Genomic DNA, 15,510 nt, shown 5'->3' with positions numbered 1-15,510 from the left:
CGGCTTGGCGGGTCACGCCCGACCGGCGCCGACAGTAACGCCGTTGTCCATGCAGGCTGTGGCCGTCCTCGGAACAGGCCCGGACCGCCGACAATGAAAACGGCCGCAGTCCTTGGGGAGGCCCCCGGGACTGCGGCCGTCGAGGGTCGTCGCATCGTGTTCCGGACGATCGGGCGCGCCGGTGTGGCGCGCCCTCGTGTCGTCAGGAGCCGGACTGGGCGGCGCAGTTCACGGCGGCGCCTTGGCTCTGGCCCTGGCCCTGGCCCCGGCACCCGCCGCCCGCGCCCTTGGAGACCGCGTCGCCGCCGAAGGCGTCACCCGCCTCGGAGAACGCCACGTCGACCACCGGCGCCATGAGATCCCGCCCGCCCGAGAGGGCGCCAGGCACGGAGGCGTCGGCTTGGCCGTTGTCGACGACGCGCGACGGCGGGTTGGAGGACGGCGCCGGCGTGACCGAGAGCACCGCGTCGACGAAGGTCACCGCGTAGTTCGGGCTCGCCGCGAGTCCGCCCCGGGTGATCGCGTAGTCGCCGGCCAGCGAGCCGGTGTCGGCCGTGGTGGCCAGGGCGCCGGAAAGCGTGTCGCCGTTGACGAGGCCTCGCCCGCCGACCGTCCAGGTCAGCGCCGGATTGGCCGCGCCATAGACGCGGCTGAGGGCGTCCGCGGTCACGATGATGGTCCGCGGCGTGATGGTCAGCGCCGAGGCGTTGCCCGCCGCCTGCACGCTGGTCAGCACGTAGTTGCTGCTGGCGCTCAGGCCCGAACCGGTGACGGCGTAGGTTCCGACGCCGGAGGTCGTGGTCGCCGTGGTGGTCCAGGCGGCGTTGCCCCACAGGGTGTCGGCGCCGACCAGGCCGTCGACCACGTAACCGCCCGAGAGACCGCTCGGCGTGTCGCCGTAGACGCTGCCGACGCCGTTGGCCGTGTAGGTCACGGTCAGCGCCTTGGGCGTGATGGCCAGGCCGCCATTGGCGTAGGTGATCACGTAGTTCGACAGTCCGCTGCCCGTCGCGTTCGACAGGGCGTCGGCGTAGCTGCCGGCGAAGACGCCGCCGGCCAGGCCGGAGACCGAGGTCACCGTGTCGCCGTTGACCAGGCCGCTGGTGGTGAAGCCGTTGGTCTGGACCGCGCCGTTATAGACCACCGAGCCGGCGTTGCCGGTCACGGTCAGGGCGCGCGGCGTGATGGTCAGCGCCGTAGCGTTGCCGCCCGCCTGCACGCTGGTCAGCACGTAGTTGCCGCTGGCGCCCAGGCCCGAACCGGTGACGGCGTAGGTCCCGACGCCCGAGGTCGCGGTCGCCGTGGTCGTCCAGCCGGCCGCGCCCGAAAGCGCATCGCCGCCGACCAGGCCGTCGACCACATAGCCGCCGGTCTGGTTGTTCGGGGCCTGTCCGTAGACGCTGCTGGCGGCGTTGGCGACGTAGGTCACGGTCAGCGCCTTGGGCGTGATGGCCAGCCCGCCGTTGACATAGGTGATCACGTAGTTCGAAAGGCCGCCGCCGACGGCGCCCGACAGGACGTCGGCATAGGTCCCGACATTGGTCCCGCCGGCCAGGCCCGCCACCGAGGTGACGACGTCCGAACCGACCAGGCCGTTGGCCGTGAAGCCATTGGTCTGCGCGCCGCCATTGTAGATCACCGAACCGTTGCCGCCGGTGATGACCAGCGCCTTGGGCGTGATGGCCAGGCCGCCGTTGACGTAGGTGATGGCGTAGTTCGACAGGCCGCTGCCGACGGCGCCCGACAGGCTGTCGGCATAGGTCCCGACATTGGTCCCGCCCGCCAGGCCGGCCACCGAGGTGACGACGTCCGAACCGACCAGGCCGTTGGCCGTGAAGCCGTTGGTCTGCACGCCGCCATTGTAGATCACCGAGCCGTTGCCGCCGGTGATGGTCAGCGCCTTGGGCGTGATCATCAGGCCGCCGTTGACGTAGGTGATGGCGTAGTTCGAAAGGCCGCTGCCGACGGCGCCCGACAGAACGTCGGCATAGGTCCCGGCATTGGTCCCGCCGGCCAGGCCCGAGACCGAGGTCACGGCGTCGGAGCCGACGAGGCCGTTGGTGGTGAAGCCGTTGACCTGCAGGCCGCCGTTGTAGACGCCCGAGGCCGTCCCGCCGGTGATGACCAGCGCCTTGGGCGTGATGGCCAGGCCGCCGTTGACGTAGGTGATGGCGTAGTTCGACAGGCCGCTGCCGACAGCGCCCGACAGAACGTCGGCATAGGTCCCGACATTGGTCCCGGCGCCCAGCCCCGCAACCGAGGTCACGGTGTCCGAACCGACCAGGCCGTTGGTGGTGAAGCCGTTGGTCTGCAGGCCGCCGGTGTAGATGTTCGAGGCCGCCCCGCCGGTGATGACCAGCGCCTTGGGCGTGATGGCCAGACCGCCGTTGACGTAGGTGATGGCGTAGTTCGACAGGCCGCTGCCGGTCGCGCCCGAAAGGCTGTCGGCATAGCTGCCGACATTCGTCCCGCCGCCCAGGCCCGACACCGAGGTCACGGTGTCGGAACCGACCAGGCCGCTGGTGGTGAAGCCGTTGGTCTGGGCCGCGCCATTGTAGATCACCGAGCCGGCGCCGCCGGTGATGGTCAGCGCCTTGGGCGTGATGACCAGGCCGCCGTTGACGTAGGTGATGGCGTAGTTCGACAGACCCGTACCGGTCGCGCCCGACAGGACGTCGGCATAGGTCCCGGCGTTGGTCCCGCCGCCCAGCCCCGTGACCGAGGTCACGGTGTCGCCGTTGATCAGGCCGCTGGCGGTGAAGCCGTTGACCTGGGCCGCGCCGCTGTAGACCAGCGATCCGGCGTTGCCGGTCACCGTCAGCGCACGGGGCGTGATGGTCAGGGCGGTGGCGTTGCCGGCCGCCTGGCTGGCGACCAGCGTGTAGTTGGAGCCGACCCCGAGCCCCGAGCCGGTGATGGCGTAGCCGCCCACGCCCGAGGTGGTGGTCGCCGCGGTCGTCCAGCTTGCCGTGCCCGACAGCGTGTCGCCGCCGATCAGGCCGCTGGCGAGGTAGCCGCCGCTCAGGCCGGTCGGCGCCTGGCCATAGGTGCTGCTGGCGGCGTTGGCCGTATAGGTCACCGTCACCGACTTGGGCGTGATGACCAGGCCGCCGTTGACATAGGTGATGGCGTAGTTCGACAGGCCGCTGCCCACAGCGCCCGACAGGACATCGGCGTAGCTGCCGACATTGGTCCCGCTGGCCAGGCCGCTGACCGAGGTCACGGCGTCCGAGCCCACCAGGCCGCTGGCGGTGAAGCCGTTGGCCTGGGCCGAGCCGCTGTAGATCGACGAGCCGGCGCCGCCGGTGATGGTCAGGGCCTTGGGCGTGATGGCCAGGCCGCCATTGACGTAGGTGATCGTGTAGTTCGACAGGCCAAAGCCGATCGCGCCCGACAGGCTGTCGGCGTAGCTGCCGACGCTGGTCCCGCTTCCGAGGCCCGCGACCGAGGCCACCATGTCCGAACCGACCAGACCGTTGGCGGTGAAGCCGTTGGTCTGGGCCGCGCCGTTATAGGTCGCCGATCCGGTGTCGCCGGTGATGGTCAGAGCCTTGGGCAGGATGACCAACGCGCCGCCTTGGTAGGTAATGGCGTAGTTCGACAGGCCGGTTCCGACAGCCCCCGACAGGCTGTCGTAATAGGTCCCGACATTGGTCCCGCTGCCCTGGCCACTGACGCTGGTCACGGTGTCGCCGCCCACCAGGCCGTCGGTGGTAAAGCCGTTGGTCTGGGCCTCGCCGCTATAGCCCCGGTAGCTGGCATAGCCGGTGATGGTCAGGGCCTTGGGCGTGATGGCCAGGCTGCCGTTGACGTAGGTGATGTTGTAGTTCGACAGGCCGCTGCCGGTCGCGCCCGACAGGTTGTCGGTATAGGTCCCGACGTTGGTCGCCGTGGCCACGCCGGAGACCGAGGTCACCGTGTCGCGACCGACCAGGCCGTTTACGACCACGGCGTGGGTCTTTTCCAAGCCGTTGTAAACGCTGCTCACGTTGGCGCCGGTGATGGTCAGCGCCCTGGGATTGATCGTCAGGCTGCCGTTGACGTAGGTGATGTTGTAGTTCGACAGGCCGTTGCCGGTCGCGCCCGACAGGTTGTCGTAATAGGTCCCGACGTTCGTGCCGATGGCGCCGCCGACGAGGCTGGTGATGTAGTCGCCACTGACCAGGCCGTTGACGACATAGCCGTTGCCGAAGGCCGAACCGGAATAGGTCAGCGTGCTGGCGCCGCCGCTGATGGTCAGCGCCTTGGGCGTGATGGTCAGCGTGCCCGTCGCGGTGACGATCAGGTCATAGCCCTGCTGGGTCGAATAGGCGCCGGTGCCGTACGAACCCACATCGCGGCCGCGGCCGCCGCCCAGGATCAGGCTGGTGTCGACCCCGTTCGGCGCGGTGACCGTCGCGCTGACCAGCTGCCGGACGCCGTTATAGACGGCGGTGGCGTCGCCGACGCTGACCGCCACGGTTCCCGGCTTCAGGAAGGCCTTCAGCATCGGGGTGGTGAAGCCCTCGTACATCCGCCAGGTCAGGGCCTGGCCACCGGTCAGGTCGATGTCGCTGGTCGCGCCCGTGGCCAACAGCGACCAGGCAGAGGCGTTGTAGATGTAGTCGGCCGCGGTCCATTGCGCCGCGTCGGAGGTGACCGAGGCCAGGCTGGTCACGGTCGCGCCGGTGTTGGAACCCACGCCCAAGGCCTGACCGCTGGCGTAACGATCCCAGTACGACGCCTGGATCGTTCCGGCCGAGGCCACGGCGATCAAGCCGCCGCCCGTGCTGGCGGCGCCGGTCGCGCCGTACGCCGTGACCATCGTCGCGCCGCTCAACATCGTGTAGCTGCCGCCGCCGCCGCCGCCGGCCGACACTCGGCCCGTTGCGTAGCTTTGTGCAATGTCGGCGCTGGCAAGGCCGGCCAGCCCCCCGGCCCTGCCGCCCGCGCCGCCGTTGCCGCCGCGGCCGCCTACCATGCCGAAACCGTTGCTGCCGCCGCCACCGCCGTTGGCTGACGCCGCGCCCGTCGCATAGCTTTGGGTGATCGCGCCGCTGGCGTCGCCGACGAGCCCACCCGCCACGCCGCCGCTGCCGCCGTTGCCGCCATTGGTCGAGGTTGCGCCCGCACCGCCGCCGCCGCCGTTGGCGGACGCCGCGCCGGTGGCGTAGCTCAGGCTGATCGTGCTGCGGCTCCGACCGACAAGCCCGCCCGCGGTCCCGCCGGAGCCGCCGGCGCCGCCGGCTGATACACCCGCCCCGCTACCGCCGCCGCCGTTGGCCGAGACCGCCCCCGTGGAATAGCTCCTCGTGATCGCACCGTCGCTCTCGGCGACCAGGCCGCCGGCCGTCCCGCCCGTGGCCCCGCTGTTGCTGCCGCCGCTGCCGCCGCCGCCGTTGGCCGAGACCACGCCCGTGGCGTAGCTCGCCGTGATCGTGCTGCTGGAGAGCCCGACGAGCCCCCCCGCCTTGCCGCCAGCCCCGGCGGTGCGGGCGCTGCCGCCGTTGGCCGAGACCGCGCCCGTCGCATGGCTCCCCGTGATCGCGCCGCTGCTTTCGGCGACCAGGCCGCCGGCCACGCCGCCCGCGCCGGCAGTACCCGTCGTGACGTCGGTGCCGGCGCCGCCGTTGGCCGCGACAGCGCCCGTGGCGTAGCTCTCCGAGATCGCGCCGTAGGACTGGCCGACGAGGCCGCCCACCTTGCCGCCCGCGCCGCCCTGGGTCATGCCGTCGCGACCGCCGGCCGAGACCGTGGCGGAGGAATGGCTTCCCGTGATCGTACCGTAGGACTTGCCGACCAGGCCGCCGGCCACGCCGCCCGCGCCGCCGGTGGAGGGGCCGAAGGTGGGGCCGCCGTTGGCGGACACCGAGCCCGTGGAATAGCTCTGAGTGATCGCGCCGTAGGAAACGCCGGCCAGGGCGCCAGCCGTGCCGCCGGTGCCGTTGCCGATGAAGGTGTTCGCGTCGCCATTGACCGCGACGCTGGCGTTGACGAGGCCGACATTGCCGATGGAAGCGCTGGCGGCGGCAAGGCCGAACAGGCCGCCATAGGCTGACGACGTGCGCTTGACGGTCAGGTTGCTGACCGTGTGGCCAAGGCCCAGGAAGCTGCCGGTGAAGCCATTGCCGCCGCTTTCCGCATTGGTCGCGCCGAGCGGGTCGAAGCCCTGGTTGCTGTTCCAGCCGCTGGTGGCGCTGGCGTCGATATTGGCGCCGAGCGCGTAGAAGCCGCCCAGGGCGCCGTTGATCCCCTGCAGGTCCAGGCCCGTGGTCGAGCCGGCCGCGCCCAGGGCGGTGATGATGGTGTAGGCTTGGCCGTTGACGGCGAAGCTGTTGCTTCCGCCCGTGAAGTCGATCCGGCCGGCGAAACCGCTGCTGCTCAGGCCGAAGTCGAGGCCCGCGCCGGCGAGCGGCGTGGCGGCGATCGAGCCCTTGGTGTCGCCGTAGTTCAGGGCGAGGCCCGCGCTGCCCGAAGCGGTCAGGACGGCGTTGACCTTGATGCTGTTGGCCGCGTTCAGCGTCAGGGTGTTGGCGCCCCAGCTGATCGCCGAATTGACGATGATGTCGCCCGCGCCTTCGCTGGCCACGCCCGGTCCGGACGGCGCGCCGCTGAGATAGGTCTCGAGCGTGACGTTGGTGGTGGCGAGGTTCGACTGGATGGTGGACGCCGCGGCCGCGTCGATCGTCAGGTCGGTGGGGTCGACCAGCCAGGTCCCCGTCGCGCCGTGCGCCGCGCGGGTGTCCACGCGCAGGCCGGTGAAGTCGACGTAATTGCCCGAGGTCTCGATGAAGCCGCCATTGCCGGTGGCGCCCGTCGCCCGGGCCGAAAGCTCGCCGTTGGCCTGGGTGTTGGCGCCCATCACCATGATCGAGCCCGCGTCGCCGGCGTCGGAATCGACGCTGATCTTGCCGCCCAGCACGATGTCGCCGTTGCGGCCGGTCACGCTGCCGCTGCTCAGGCCGTCCAGATTGACGGTGTTGCGGGTCGCCTCGTAGCCCGACTGGGCCGAGACCAGCGCGCTGGAGCCGTCCGCCGCCAGGGCCGACTGCTCGGGCAGGGCCACCTGCAGGAAGCCGCCGCCGTTGAGGTCGAGCGTGGCGTGGGTGACCGCGCCGATCACCACCTTGCCCGCCGGCGCCACGATCAGGCCGCTGCTGGAGACGCTGCCGCCGAGCAGGCCGACAACGCCGCCCGCCCCGACGGTGATCGAGCCCCGGTGGTCGATGGTCCCGCCCGTCCCCGTGAACCGGCCGGCGCCGGCCATGAACTCGTCGTTGGAGATGTCCAGCGTCGAGGCCACGAAGCCGCGGCCGGCGTTGACCACGCCGGTCTGGGTGATCTGGATGCCGTTGGGATTGATCAGATAGACGCTGCCGTTGGCGGTGATCTGGCCGGCGATGGTCGAGCCCGTCGTGCCGGTCACACGGTTCAGGGTCGCGCCGTCGGCGTTGGGCGTCACGAAGGTCAGGCTGGCGCCCTGGCCGACGTTGAAGCCGGCCCAGTCGATCACGGCCTTCTGGCTGGTCTGGGTGATGGTCTGGGCGCCGCCCGACTGGCCGCCGATGGTGGCCGAGCCGGCGACCACCGAGCCGCCGGTCGGCAGGGCGTCCCGCGCCGCCGCCTGGGTGGCCATGGCGGCCAGGGTCAGGGTCAGGCTGGTCGTTGCGATCAGGCGAAGCTTGTTGGCGATAAGCATGGTCAGGCTCCTCCTCAGAACGCGACGTTGACGCTGGCCGTGAGGCGCGTCTGGTTTTTGGCGAACAGGTTGCTGTTGGCGTGCGCCAGCTCGGCGCTCAGATTGACGCGCTCGGCCAGCGTCGTACGGGCGCCGCCGCCCACCGACCAGCCGTCAGGCCGCGGCTTCTCGACCACGGTCGGCTTTTCCAGCCAGCCCCGGCCGGCCGCGGCGAACAGGTAGGGACGCGCCACGACGCGCCCGCCGATCGGGGCCAGGGCGGCCAGCTCGACGCGGCCGGTCAGGCCGCTGTCGACATTGATCGAGCCGGCGTCGAAGCCGGAGACGCCCTCGCCGCCGTCCAGCGAGAACTGCATGGCGCTGGGCAGAGCGCCGCCGAAGCCGGTCTGGCCGCGCAGCACCAGCCGCGCGGAGAACGGACCGCCCAGGGCCCGGTCGATGCTGGCGGTGGCCGAAAGCTTGGTGAAGTCGGGCCTGGAGCCCTGGCGCGACAGCGGCGTGCCCGAGATCCGCGCGTCGGCCGGCGTGCGCGCGCCAAAGCCCGAAATGCCCTGGTTGAAGTCGATGCGCGATGAGACCATGGTGGCCTGGCCGATCGCCTTGCCGCCTTCGAGGCCGAACGTGAAGCTGCGCAGGGCGTCCTTGCTCAGGTCGACACCGAAGCCGCGGGCGGCCTGGCTTTCGTTGGTCCACTCGAACCCGCCCGACACCGACAGCATCTCGCGCCGGCCAAGGATCAGCGGATAGGACAGCTTGGCCACGATGCGGTCGAACTGGCCCTGCACCGGCAGCACGCCACGCGGCGTGATCGGATTGGTGTCGGCGTGCAGATACTCGAGCTGCGCCGTGACCCCGTCGAAGCCCAGCGGCGCGATCAGGCCCAGGCCGACGATGCGGCGATGGGGATGTCCGCCCGTCAGGGCCAGATCGGTGGCCGAGGCGCCGAAGGCATAGAACTGCTCGCCCGCCCCGAACACCGAGTTGGCCGTCAGCCGCGCCTCGAGGTTCCAGTCGTCATAGGCGCTCGACAGGGTGTTGTCGGCCCCAAGGCCGCCGGCGACGGCGTCGTGCTCGACCTGCAGCACCAGCCGCGCCCCGCCGACAAGCTCGCCGGGAACCAGGGTCGTGCGCAGATTGACGCCGGGAACGCGCGCGGCCAGCAGCACCTGGCGCTCGATCTGCGGCAGGCTAAGGCCCGGCCGGTTGATCAGCTTGACCAGCCGGTCGCGGATCGGCCCGCGCACCTTGGCCGGCACGCGGCTGTCGTCGATGCTCTCGATGAAGCCCTCGATCACGACGATGCGCAAGGTCGCGCCGTCCTTGAGCGACTGCGGCGGCAGGGTGGCGCGGGTCAGGATACGGCCGTCCTGGGCGTACAGCGCCTCGATCTTGGCGGCGACCTCGTAGAGGGCGGCGACGGTGACGGTGCGCCCCTCGACCGGCCGGGTCAGCGCGGCGACGGCTTCGGCGCGGTCAGGCGCTAAGCCTTCGACCACCACCCGCTCGATCCGCACCGACAGGGCCTCGGCCCCCGCCGGGGCGGCCGTCAGGCGCGTAGCCGGCAAGGCGATCTCGCCCTGGGTCTCCTGAACGGTCGGAGCGATGGATTGAGGAAGGGTCCGGCTTGGCGCGGTCTGCGCGAAACTTGCCGTGGACCAGGTCAGGGCCAAAACCGAGCCCGTCGCGACGACCAGGGCGCGCGTCGCACCCCGCGATACATCAACACTCATACTACACGCCCCACTAACACTAAGGCGACGTGATAGGTATTTGTGGATTTCAAACTGGTTAATTCATTTCATGGCTTTGCACATGACACACATAACACCGCTTTGTGCGAATGATCATATATAGGTTTCGAGCCGTTTACTGAATCCGCTCGACGGCCATTATCTTCCTATGACCCCAGCACCACTTCCCAGATTGGGAAATGGCGCAGCGGTTTAATCGTCCCCTGTCTTGATGCCCCAAGCAGGTTGCAACGACCGCGGCCCGCCGCGACGAACGGGCGGAGGACAAGGCTGAGCCACGCCCGACCGGCGCCGACATCCCCGTGACTTGCGGCTCACCCGCGCTCTTGAAGAGTTGCGGTCACCATGCACTACGGCACTATCGAATAGGCCGAACTGAAAGGACGACGACATGGCTTTGCTCGACGAGCTCAAAACCGACCAACTCGCGGCGCGCAAGCTGAACGACCGTCTGAAGGCTGACGTGCTCACCACATTGATCGGTGAAGCCACGCAGATCACGACCGAGGAGTTCAAGCGCGGCGTGACGGAAGTCACCGACGAGAAAGTCGTCGCAACCGTCGCGAAGTTCGTGAAGAACACGAAGCTGACGCTGGAAAACCTCGCGACCGAACGCGCGCGCCTGATCGAGGCCGCTGGTGATACCTCGAAGGTGGACGAGCGGACCAAGGCGGCTGAAACCGAACTGGCGATCCTGTCCTCGTATGGCCCGAAGCAGATGACGGAATCGGAACTGCGCGAGGCCATCAACGACTTCCGGGCCAAGAACCCCGACGCCAACGTCGGGACGATCATGGCCCACCTGAAGACCAACTTCGGCGGCCAGTATGACGGCAAGGCGGCCAGCGCGTTGGCCAGGGCCTAAACTGCGGGCGACTGCGCAGTCTCCCGATGGGACTGCGCAGCGACGCTTAATGTCGTCGCTTGGACACTTTGTCCACGACACCCAAACCAATAAAATTGGTAGGTTGCCGCTCCTTGGCAAAATGGCGCGCTAGTTTTCGCCCCCCGGAGCAGCTTTGTGACTTGGGTGAATTTTTTTCCTATCGTTTTCTTCCCGCTCAAAATCATAGTTCTGGGGGTCGGTATGTTTTTCTCTATCAAATGGCATCACGACCAAGACAAAAAGAAGAAGAACGAAGCCAATCGACGGGATGGCGTGAACGCTCCTCAAGACGCAAGAGTGAGCACAACCCCAGCCATCGACTGAGCGCCTTCACGCGTTCGGCTTCCGATGCGGCTATGGCCGCCGCGGGTCTTGATGAAGTCCGCAGACCAGCTCCCTGACCACGTCGACGCGCTCCAAGCGCCCCCGTCCCTGGGAATTGCCTGCGATCGTGGGCGAAGAGGAACGCCGATCGCCGCGCCGTGGACACAAAAAGGTCCCGCCCTCGCGGGGAGGGCGGGACCTGCCTTGCGCCGCCGCTTCAGCCTAGAGCGCGGTCAGGCCCACGATCATCTGGCCATCCAGCTTGAAGCGGACCTTGGTCCCGACAGCGAGATCCTTGAGCAGGGCCGGATCGGAGACCTTGAAGGCCATGGTCATCGGCGGCCACTTGAGGGCGGGGATCGCCTCGTGCGCCAGGGTGACCTTGCCGGCCTTGGCGTTGACGGCGCGCACCACGCCGACGGCCTCGACCGCCGAGGCGGCGGCGGGGGCGGCATGGCCCGCATGACCGGCGTGATCGTCCTGGGCCGCGGCCGGCTGGGCGAGAAGAGCCAGGGCGACAAAGCCGCCCGCGATCGCGAGAACTTTCATGAGCTTACTCCGTGAACAGATGACTTTGGGACGCTAGAACCAGGCCCGCAGGCCCAGCACCACGCTGGTGTCCGAGACCTCTTCCCCGGCGGCGCGCGCGTAGTCGGCGGTGCGCCCGAAGCGCCGCCCCCAGGCGACGCCGACATAGGGGGCGAACTCGCGTCGCACCTCGTAGCGGAGGCGAAGGCCAAGCTCGGCGTCCGACAGGCCCGAGCCCGTACCGGTTTCGGCCACGTCCTGGGCGGCGAAATTGAGCTCGGCGCGCGGCTGCAGGATCAGGCGCTGGGTCAGGCGCCAGTCGATCGCGCCCTCGGCTCTCGCCAGGACGTCGCCCTTACTGGAGACGAAGACCGCGCCCTCGGCCTCGATCCAGTAGGGCAGCAGGGTCTCGAACCCGACGGTCGCATAGGTGCGCGACCTGGGCTCCAGGTCCTGGCGGACGCCGACCTGCAGGTCGGTATAGAGGCCCATCGCCCGCGAATAGAGCGCCTGCACCTCACCGCTTTCGACGCCGTGGCGATCGCCCTCGCCCTCCGACTTGATCACCAGCCGGTCGATGTCGCCGCCGAACCAGGCCTCGCCGGCCCAGTGATAGCCGTCGGCGCCGGAACCGGCCCGGTATTCGAAAAGGTTGAGCATCACCTGCGAGGCCTGGGCCCCGCCGTGCTCCTGGCGCAGCACCGCCCGCGCCTGCTCCATCGCGGCGGGATCGAAGATCCGGTCGGCCAGGTGGTCGGTCGGCGCCGATGGGGCGGCGGTCTCGCGGTCGGGCAGCGGCGGCGGCTCGCTCGACGGTTCGGGCGCCATGGCGCCCATGTCGTGGCCGGCGTGGGGGTCGGCCGGAGCCGGCGCGTGATGGTCGTGCTGCGCCAGGGCCGGTCCTGCCCACAGCAACGGCAGCAGGGCGATCAGGGGGGCCTTCATCGCGCGCCCTCCCCTTGGCCGTCGCGCACGCTGAAGACCTGAAACATCCCCGCGTGCATGTGGTAGAGCATGTGGCAGTGGAAGGCCCAGTCACCGGTCTCGGCGGTGAAGTCGAAGGCGACCCGGCCGCCCGGCAGCACGATCACCGTATGCTTGCGCGGCATGTGCCCGGCGGGACCGAAAGCCAGCTCGAAATAGTGACCGTGCAGGTGGATAGGGTGGGCCATCATGGTGTCGTTGACCAGCACCACCCTCACGCGCTCACCGTGCCGGAACGCATAGGGCGGCGGCCTGTCGCTGAACTTGCGGCCGTCGAAGCCCCACATGAAGCGTTCCATGTTGCCGGTCAGGTGGATTTCGATCGACCGTTCCGGCGCGCGTTGGTCGGGATTGGGCTCCAGCGCCACCAGGTCTCGATAGACCAGCACCCGGTGGCCGGCGTTCGCCAGGCCCTGACCGGGCTCGCCGGTGCGGTCCACCGCCATGGGCGACAGCATCTGCACGCCGGGACCGAGCGGCACCTGCGGGGCGGTGTCGGGATTGCGCATCGACATGTCCATGTCGCCATGGTCCATGCCCCCCATGTCCATGCCCATGTCGCGCATGTTGGCCAGCGGCCGAGCGCGCACGGGCGGGACCTCGGCGGTCATGCCCAGCCGGGGCGCGAGCGTGGCGCGGCCCAGGCCCGAGCGGTCGACCGACTCCGAGACGATGGTGAAGGCCTTGTCCTCGACCGGCCGGACGATGACGTCGTAGGTCTCGGCGTTGCCGATCTGGAACTCGTCGACCTCGACGGGCCGCACGTGCTGGCCGTCGGCGGCGACCACGGTCAGCTTCAGCCCCGGGATGCGGACATTGAACACCGACTGGGCGGCGGCGTTGATGAACCGCAGCCGCACCCGCTCGCCGGGCGCGAACAGGCCCGTCCAGTTGTCCTTGGGGCCACGGCCGTTGATCAGGAAGGTGTAGGCCGCCCCGGTGACGTCGGAGATGTCGGTCGGATCCATCAGCATCCGACCCCATTCCAGGCGCTCGGCCAGGGTCTGGTCCCTGCCCTTCAGCAGGCCGGCGATCGTCTGGCGCTGGAAGTTGAAGGCGCCGCTCTGCTGCTTGAGCCGGCGGAAGATCTGATGCGGGTGGACGCGAGTGTGGTCCGACAGCACCACGACATGCTCGCGATCGAACGCTGCCGGGTCCTCGCCTGCGGGATCGATGATCATCGGGCCGTAGTGCCCGACCTGCTCCTGCAGGCCCGAGTGGCTATGGTACCAGAAGCTCCCCGACTGCTTGACCTTGAACTCGTAGACGAAGGTCTCGCCCGGCTTGATCCCTGGGAAGCTGACGCCCGGCACGCCGTCCATCTCGAACGGCACCAGCAGGCCGTGCCAGTGGATCGAGGTCTCCTCCTCCAGGCCGTTGCTGACATGCAGGCGGACGGTCTGGCCTTCCTTCAGCCGGATCAGCGGTCCTGGCACGGTCCCGTTGATCGTCACCGCGTGGCTGGCGCGGCCGTCCACCGTGATGGACGTGTGGCCGATCGTCAGCCGGATGTCCTCGCCGCTCAGCGCCGCGGGCGAGCGTTCGCCCGCCTGCGCGGTGCGCGCCCAGGCGGGCAGCAGGTCGGCCAGCGCCGCGCCGCCGCCGAGGATCGCCAGGGATTGCAGGAAACGGCGGCGGTCCAGGGCCCCGCTGGGGATACGCATGTCAGTCCTTCGTACGGCGCGTCGGGGGGGAGCGCCCTTTGCGGACACGACGCGGTCTTGTCCCATGCTACGCGCCCCGCGCGCCCTTCCCTCAACGTCCCGGAAAAATGTTTCAGGCCTCGGCCAGCCATTCGGCCAGTCGCCGGCGGGCCCGGTAGACGCGCGTCTCCACCGCCTTGGCGCTGACCTTCAGCAGGTCGGCCGCCTCCTGCTGCGACAGCCCCTCCAGGCTGGTCAGGATCAGCGGCTCCTTCAGTTGGTCGGGCAGCCGCGCGATCGCCCGCTCCAGCCGCGCCATCTGTTCCGAGCGCAGGGCCTGTGTCTCCGGCCCCGCCGCCGGGTCGGCGTAGTCCGGGGTTCCCGGGGCGTCGATCGAGCGCTCGCCCAGGATCAGCCGCCGCACCTTCAGGCGTCGGCCGCGATCGCGGCACTTGTTCAGGGCGATGGCGGCCAGCCACGTCGAGAACGGGCGCGCGGGATCATAGCGGTCCAGCGCCTTCCAGGCGGCGACGAAGCTTTCCTGCACCACGTCGAGGGCCGCGTCGGCGTCGCCCAGATGGCGGCGGGCGAAGGCGTGCAGCCTGCCCTTGTGACGGCGCATGAGCAGGCTGAAGGCGAGGTCGTCGCCCCGCGCCGCCCTGCGGGCCAGCGCGCCGTCGTCGTCGCCCGATGTCGGGGTCACGGGGTCTCGGGCGTGAGCGCTTCGCTGACGCGGCGATCGAACTTGGCCGCCTGCGCCGGGGTCAGTTCCTTGCGCATGGCCAGAACGTGCTCGACGGTCTCCTTCTGCAGGGTCCCCATCGCCACGTGGAAGCGCTCGACCGCCGCGGCGACCTCGGGCGTGTATTCGTGGCGGGCCTGGATGGCGGCGGCCAGCTGGGCGTTGGCGGCCCGCAGCTCGGCCTCCCGCGCGCGCCGGCGCACGGCGAAGTCCTGCTCCAGCGCCTCGATGCGGCGGTCCTGCTCGGCGGTCAGCTTCAGTTCGTTGTGGACGACGTCGTGCAGCGACGGCGCCTCGCGCTTGGGAAACAGGTGGCCAGAGCCGAGCCAGCCGCCGCCGATCCCGGCCGCCAGGGCCAGCACCACGGTCAATACCGCGCCACGCGAGACCGCCATCACCGACCATCCAGCAGGGTCGACGGCGCCAGGTGGGCGTCGACCGAAAAGGCCGCGATCTCGACCGGCCTGCTCGTCGTCGAGGTGGTGGCGAGGTTGCCGCCGATCATGCCGATCCCCAGGGCGGCCACCACCGCCGCGGCCCGCAGCGGCGTCAGCAGCATCCTGGACGGCTGGCGCAAGGCGTCGATCCGCGCCCAGACCCGCCCCTCCAGGCCGTCCAGCCGGGCCTGCGGCTGGCGCCGCATCGCTTCGATCAAGTGGTCGAGCTGTTCGCTCATGTCGGTTTCCCTGGCTCTCGACAGGACAATACGCCGGGCGCGGCCCGATCCCTCAACAAATGCCCAGGCGCTCGCGAACCGCGAAAGCCCACGGCGGCCTTCTGGTCATATTGCCGCAGGCCGAGCCTTCAGGAGACCCGAACGGCCCGCGGAATGGATGAAACGACCCCAACCGGCCTCGTTCTATCCGGAAATTACGAAGACGACTCGCCCCTAAGGCGAGCTCCATGGACCCAGGCCTGGATGACGAGGTTTTCGCCCGCGCTTCCCCCCGGAAAATCACGGAACACCGTTACTG

At 69.7% G+C, this 15,510-nt stretch carries 9 protein-coding genes; 1 reads left to right on the top strand and 8 read right to left on the bottom strand.

The window, feature by feature from the left end; translation table 11 throughout:
* Positions 1–202: 202 nt before the first annotated feature.
* Both DDF62_RS08645 and DDF62_RS08640 read right to left on the bottom strand, forming a co-directional pair.
* Entirely contained in the window at positions 203–7,678 is a 7,476-nt protein-coding gene (locus tag DDF62_RS08645) for a beta strand repeat-containing protein (RefSeq protein WP_116488740.1), read from the bottom strand.
* 14 nt (positions 7,679–7,692) lie between these two features.
* Complete coding sequence (locus DDF62_RS08640; protein ID WP_165832202.1) at positions 7,693–9,243, bottom strand: ShlB/FhaC/HecB family hemolysin secretion/activation protein; 1,551 nt, start codon at positions 9,241–9,243, stop codon at positions 7,693–7,695.
* A gap of 577 nt (positions 9,244–9,820) precedes the next feature.
* Between DDF62_RS08640 and DDF62_RS08635 the strand changes: the two genes are divergently transcribed.
* A complete protein-coding gene (locus DDF62_RS08635) occupies positions 9,821–10,294 on the top strand; it encodes a GatB/YqeY domain-containing protein (protein ID WP_116488738.1) in 474 nt (157 codons plus the stop codon).
* 567 nt (positions 10,295–10,861) lie between these two features.
* Here DDF62_RS08635 and DDF62_RS08625 read toward each other — a convergent pair.
* The 6 genes from DDF62_RS08625 to DDF62_RS08600 form a co-directional block, all read right to left on the bottom strand.
* Positions 10,862–11,188, bottom strand: coding sequence for a copper-binding protein (locus DDF62_RS08625; protein WP_116488736.1), 327 nt, complete (start codon positions 11,186–11,188; stop codon positions 10,862–10,864).
* Positions 11,189–11,221: 33 nt separating this feature from the next.
* On the bottom strand, positions 11,222–12,112 hold the full coding sequence (locus DDF62_RS08620) for a copper resistance protein B (RefSeq protein WP_116488735.1): 891 nt from the start codon (positions 12,110–12,112) through the stop codon (positions 11,222–11,224).
* Positions 12,109–13,815: a copper resistance system multicopper oxidase gene (locus DDF62_RS08615; RefSeq protein WP_116488734.1), complete on the bottom strand. Its 1,707-nt coding sequence runs from the start codon at positions 13,813–13,815 to the stop codon at positions 12,109–12,111. The genes DDF62_RS08620 and DDF62_RS08615 overlap by 4 nt, the downstream gene beginning before the upstream one ends.
* Positions 13,816–13,927: 112 nt before the next feature.
* A complete protein-coding gene (locus tag DDF62_RS08610) occupies positions 13,928–14,497 on the bottom strand; it encodes an RNA polymerase sigma factor (protein WP_244286757.1) in 570 nt (189 codons plus the stop codon).
* Positions 14,494–14,931, bottom strand: coding sequence for a periplasmic heavy metal sensor (locus DDF62_RS08605; RefSeq protein ID WP_165832201.1), 438 nt, complete (start codon positions 14,929–14,931; stop codon positions 14,494–14,496). Before DDF62_RS08605 ends, DDF62_RS08610 begins: the two co-directional genes overlap by 4 nt.
* A complete protein-coding gene (locus DDF62_RS08600) occupies positions 14,931–15,212 on the bottom strand; it encodes a hypothetical protein (protein ID WP_116488732.1) in 282 nt (93 codons plus the stop codon). Before DDF62_RS08600 ends, DDF62_RS08605 begins: the two co-directional genes overlap by 1 nt.
* Positions 15,213–15,510: the final 298 nt, after the last annotated feature.

It is taken from the genome of Caulobacter radicis (genome assembly GCF_003094615.1).
Lineage (GTDB): Bacteria > Pseudomonadota > Alphaproteobacteria > Caulobacterales > Caulobacteraceae > Caulobacter > Caulobacter radicis.
This window is presented reverse-complemented; position numbering and strand designations above follow the sequence as displayed.

Bases quoted from the DNA above. Each gene is read 5' to 3' on its own strand.
- DDF62_RS08645 (WP_116488740.1), bottom strand. From the start codon at position 7,678: ATGCTTATCGCCAACAAGCTTCGCCTGATCGCAACGACCAGCCTGACC.
- DDF62_RS08635 (WP_116488738.1), top strand. From the start codon at position 9,821: ATGGCTTTGCTCGACGAGCTCAAAACCGACCAACTCGCGGCGCGCAAG.
- DDF62_RS08625 (WP_116488736.1), bottom strand. From the start codon at position 11,188: ATGAAAGTTCTCGCGATCGCGGGCGGCTTTGTCGCCCTGGCTCTTCTC.
- DDF62_RS08620 (WP_116488735.1), bottom strand. From the start codon at position 12,112: ATGAAGGCCCCCCTGATCGCCCTGCTGCCGTTGCTGTGGGCAGGACCG.
- DDF62_RS08615 (WP_116488734.1), bottom strand. From the start codon at position 13,815: ATGCGTATCCCCAGCGGGGCCCTGGACCGCCGCCGTTTCCTGCAATCC.
- DDF62_RS08605 (WP_165832201.1), bottom strand. From the start codon at position 14,931: ATGGCGGTCTCGCGTGGCGCGGTATTGACCGTGGTGCTGGCCCTGGCG.
- DDF62_RS08600 (WP_116488732.1), bottom strand. From the start codon at position 15,212: ATGAGCGAACAGCTCGACCACTTGATCGAAGCGATGCGGCGCCAGCCG.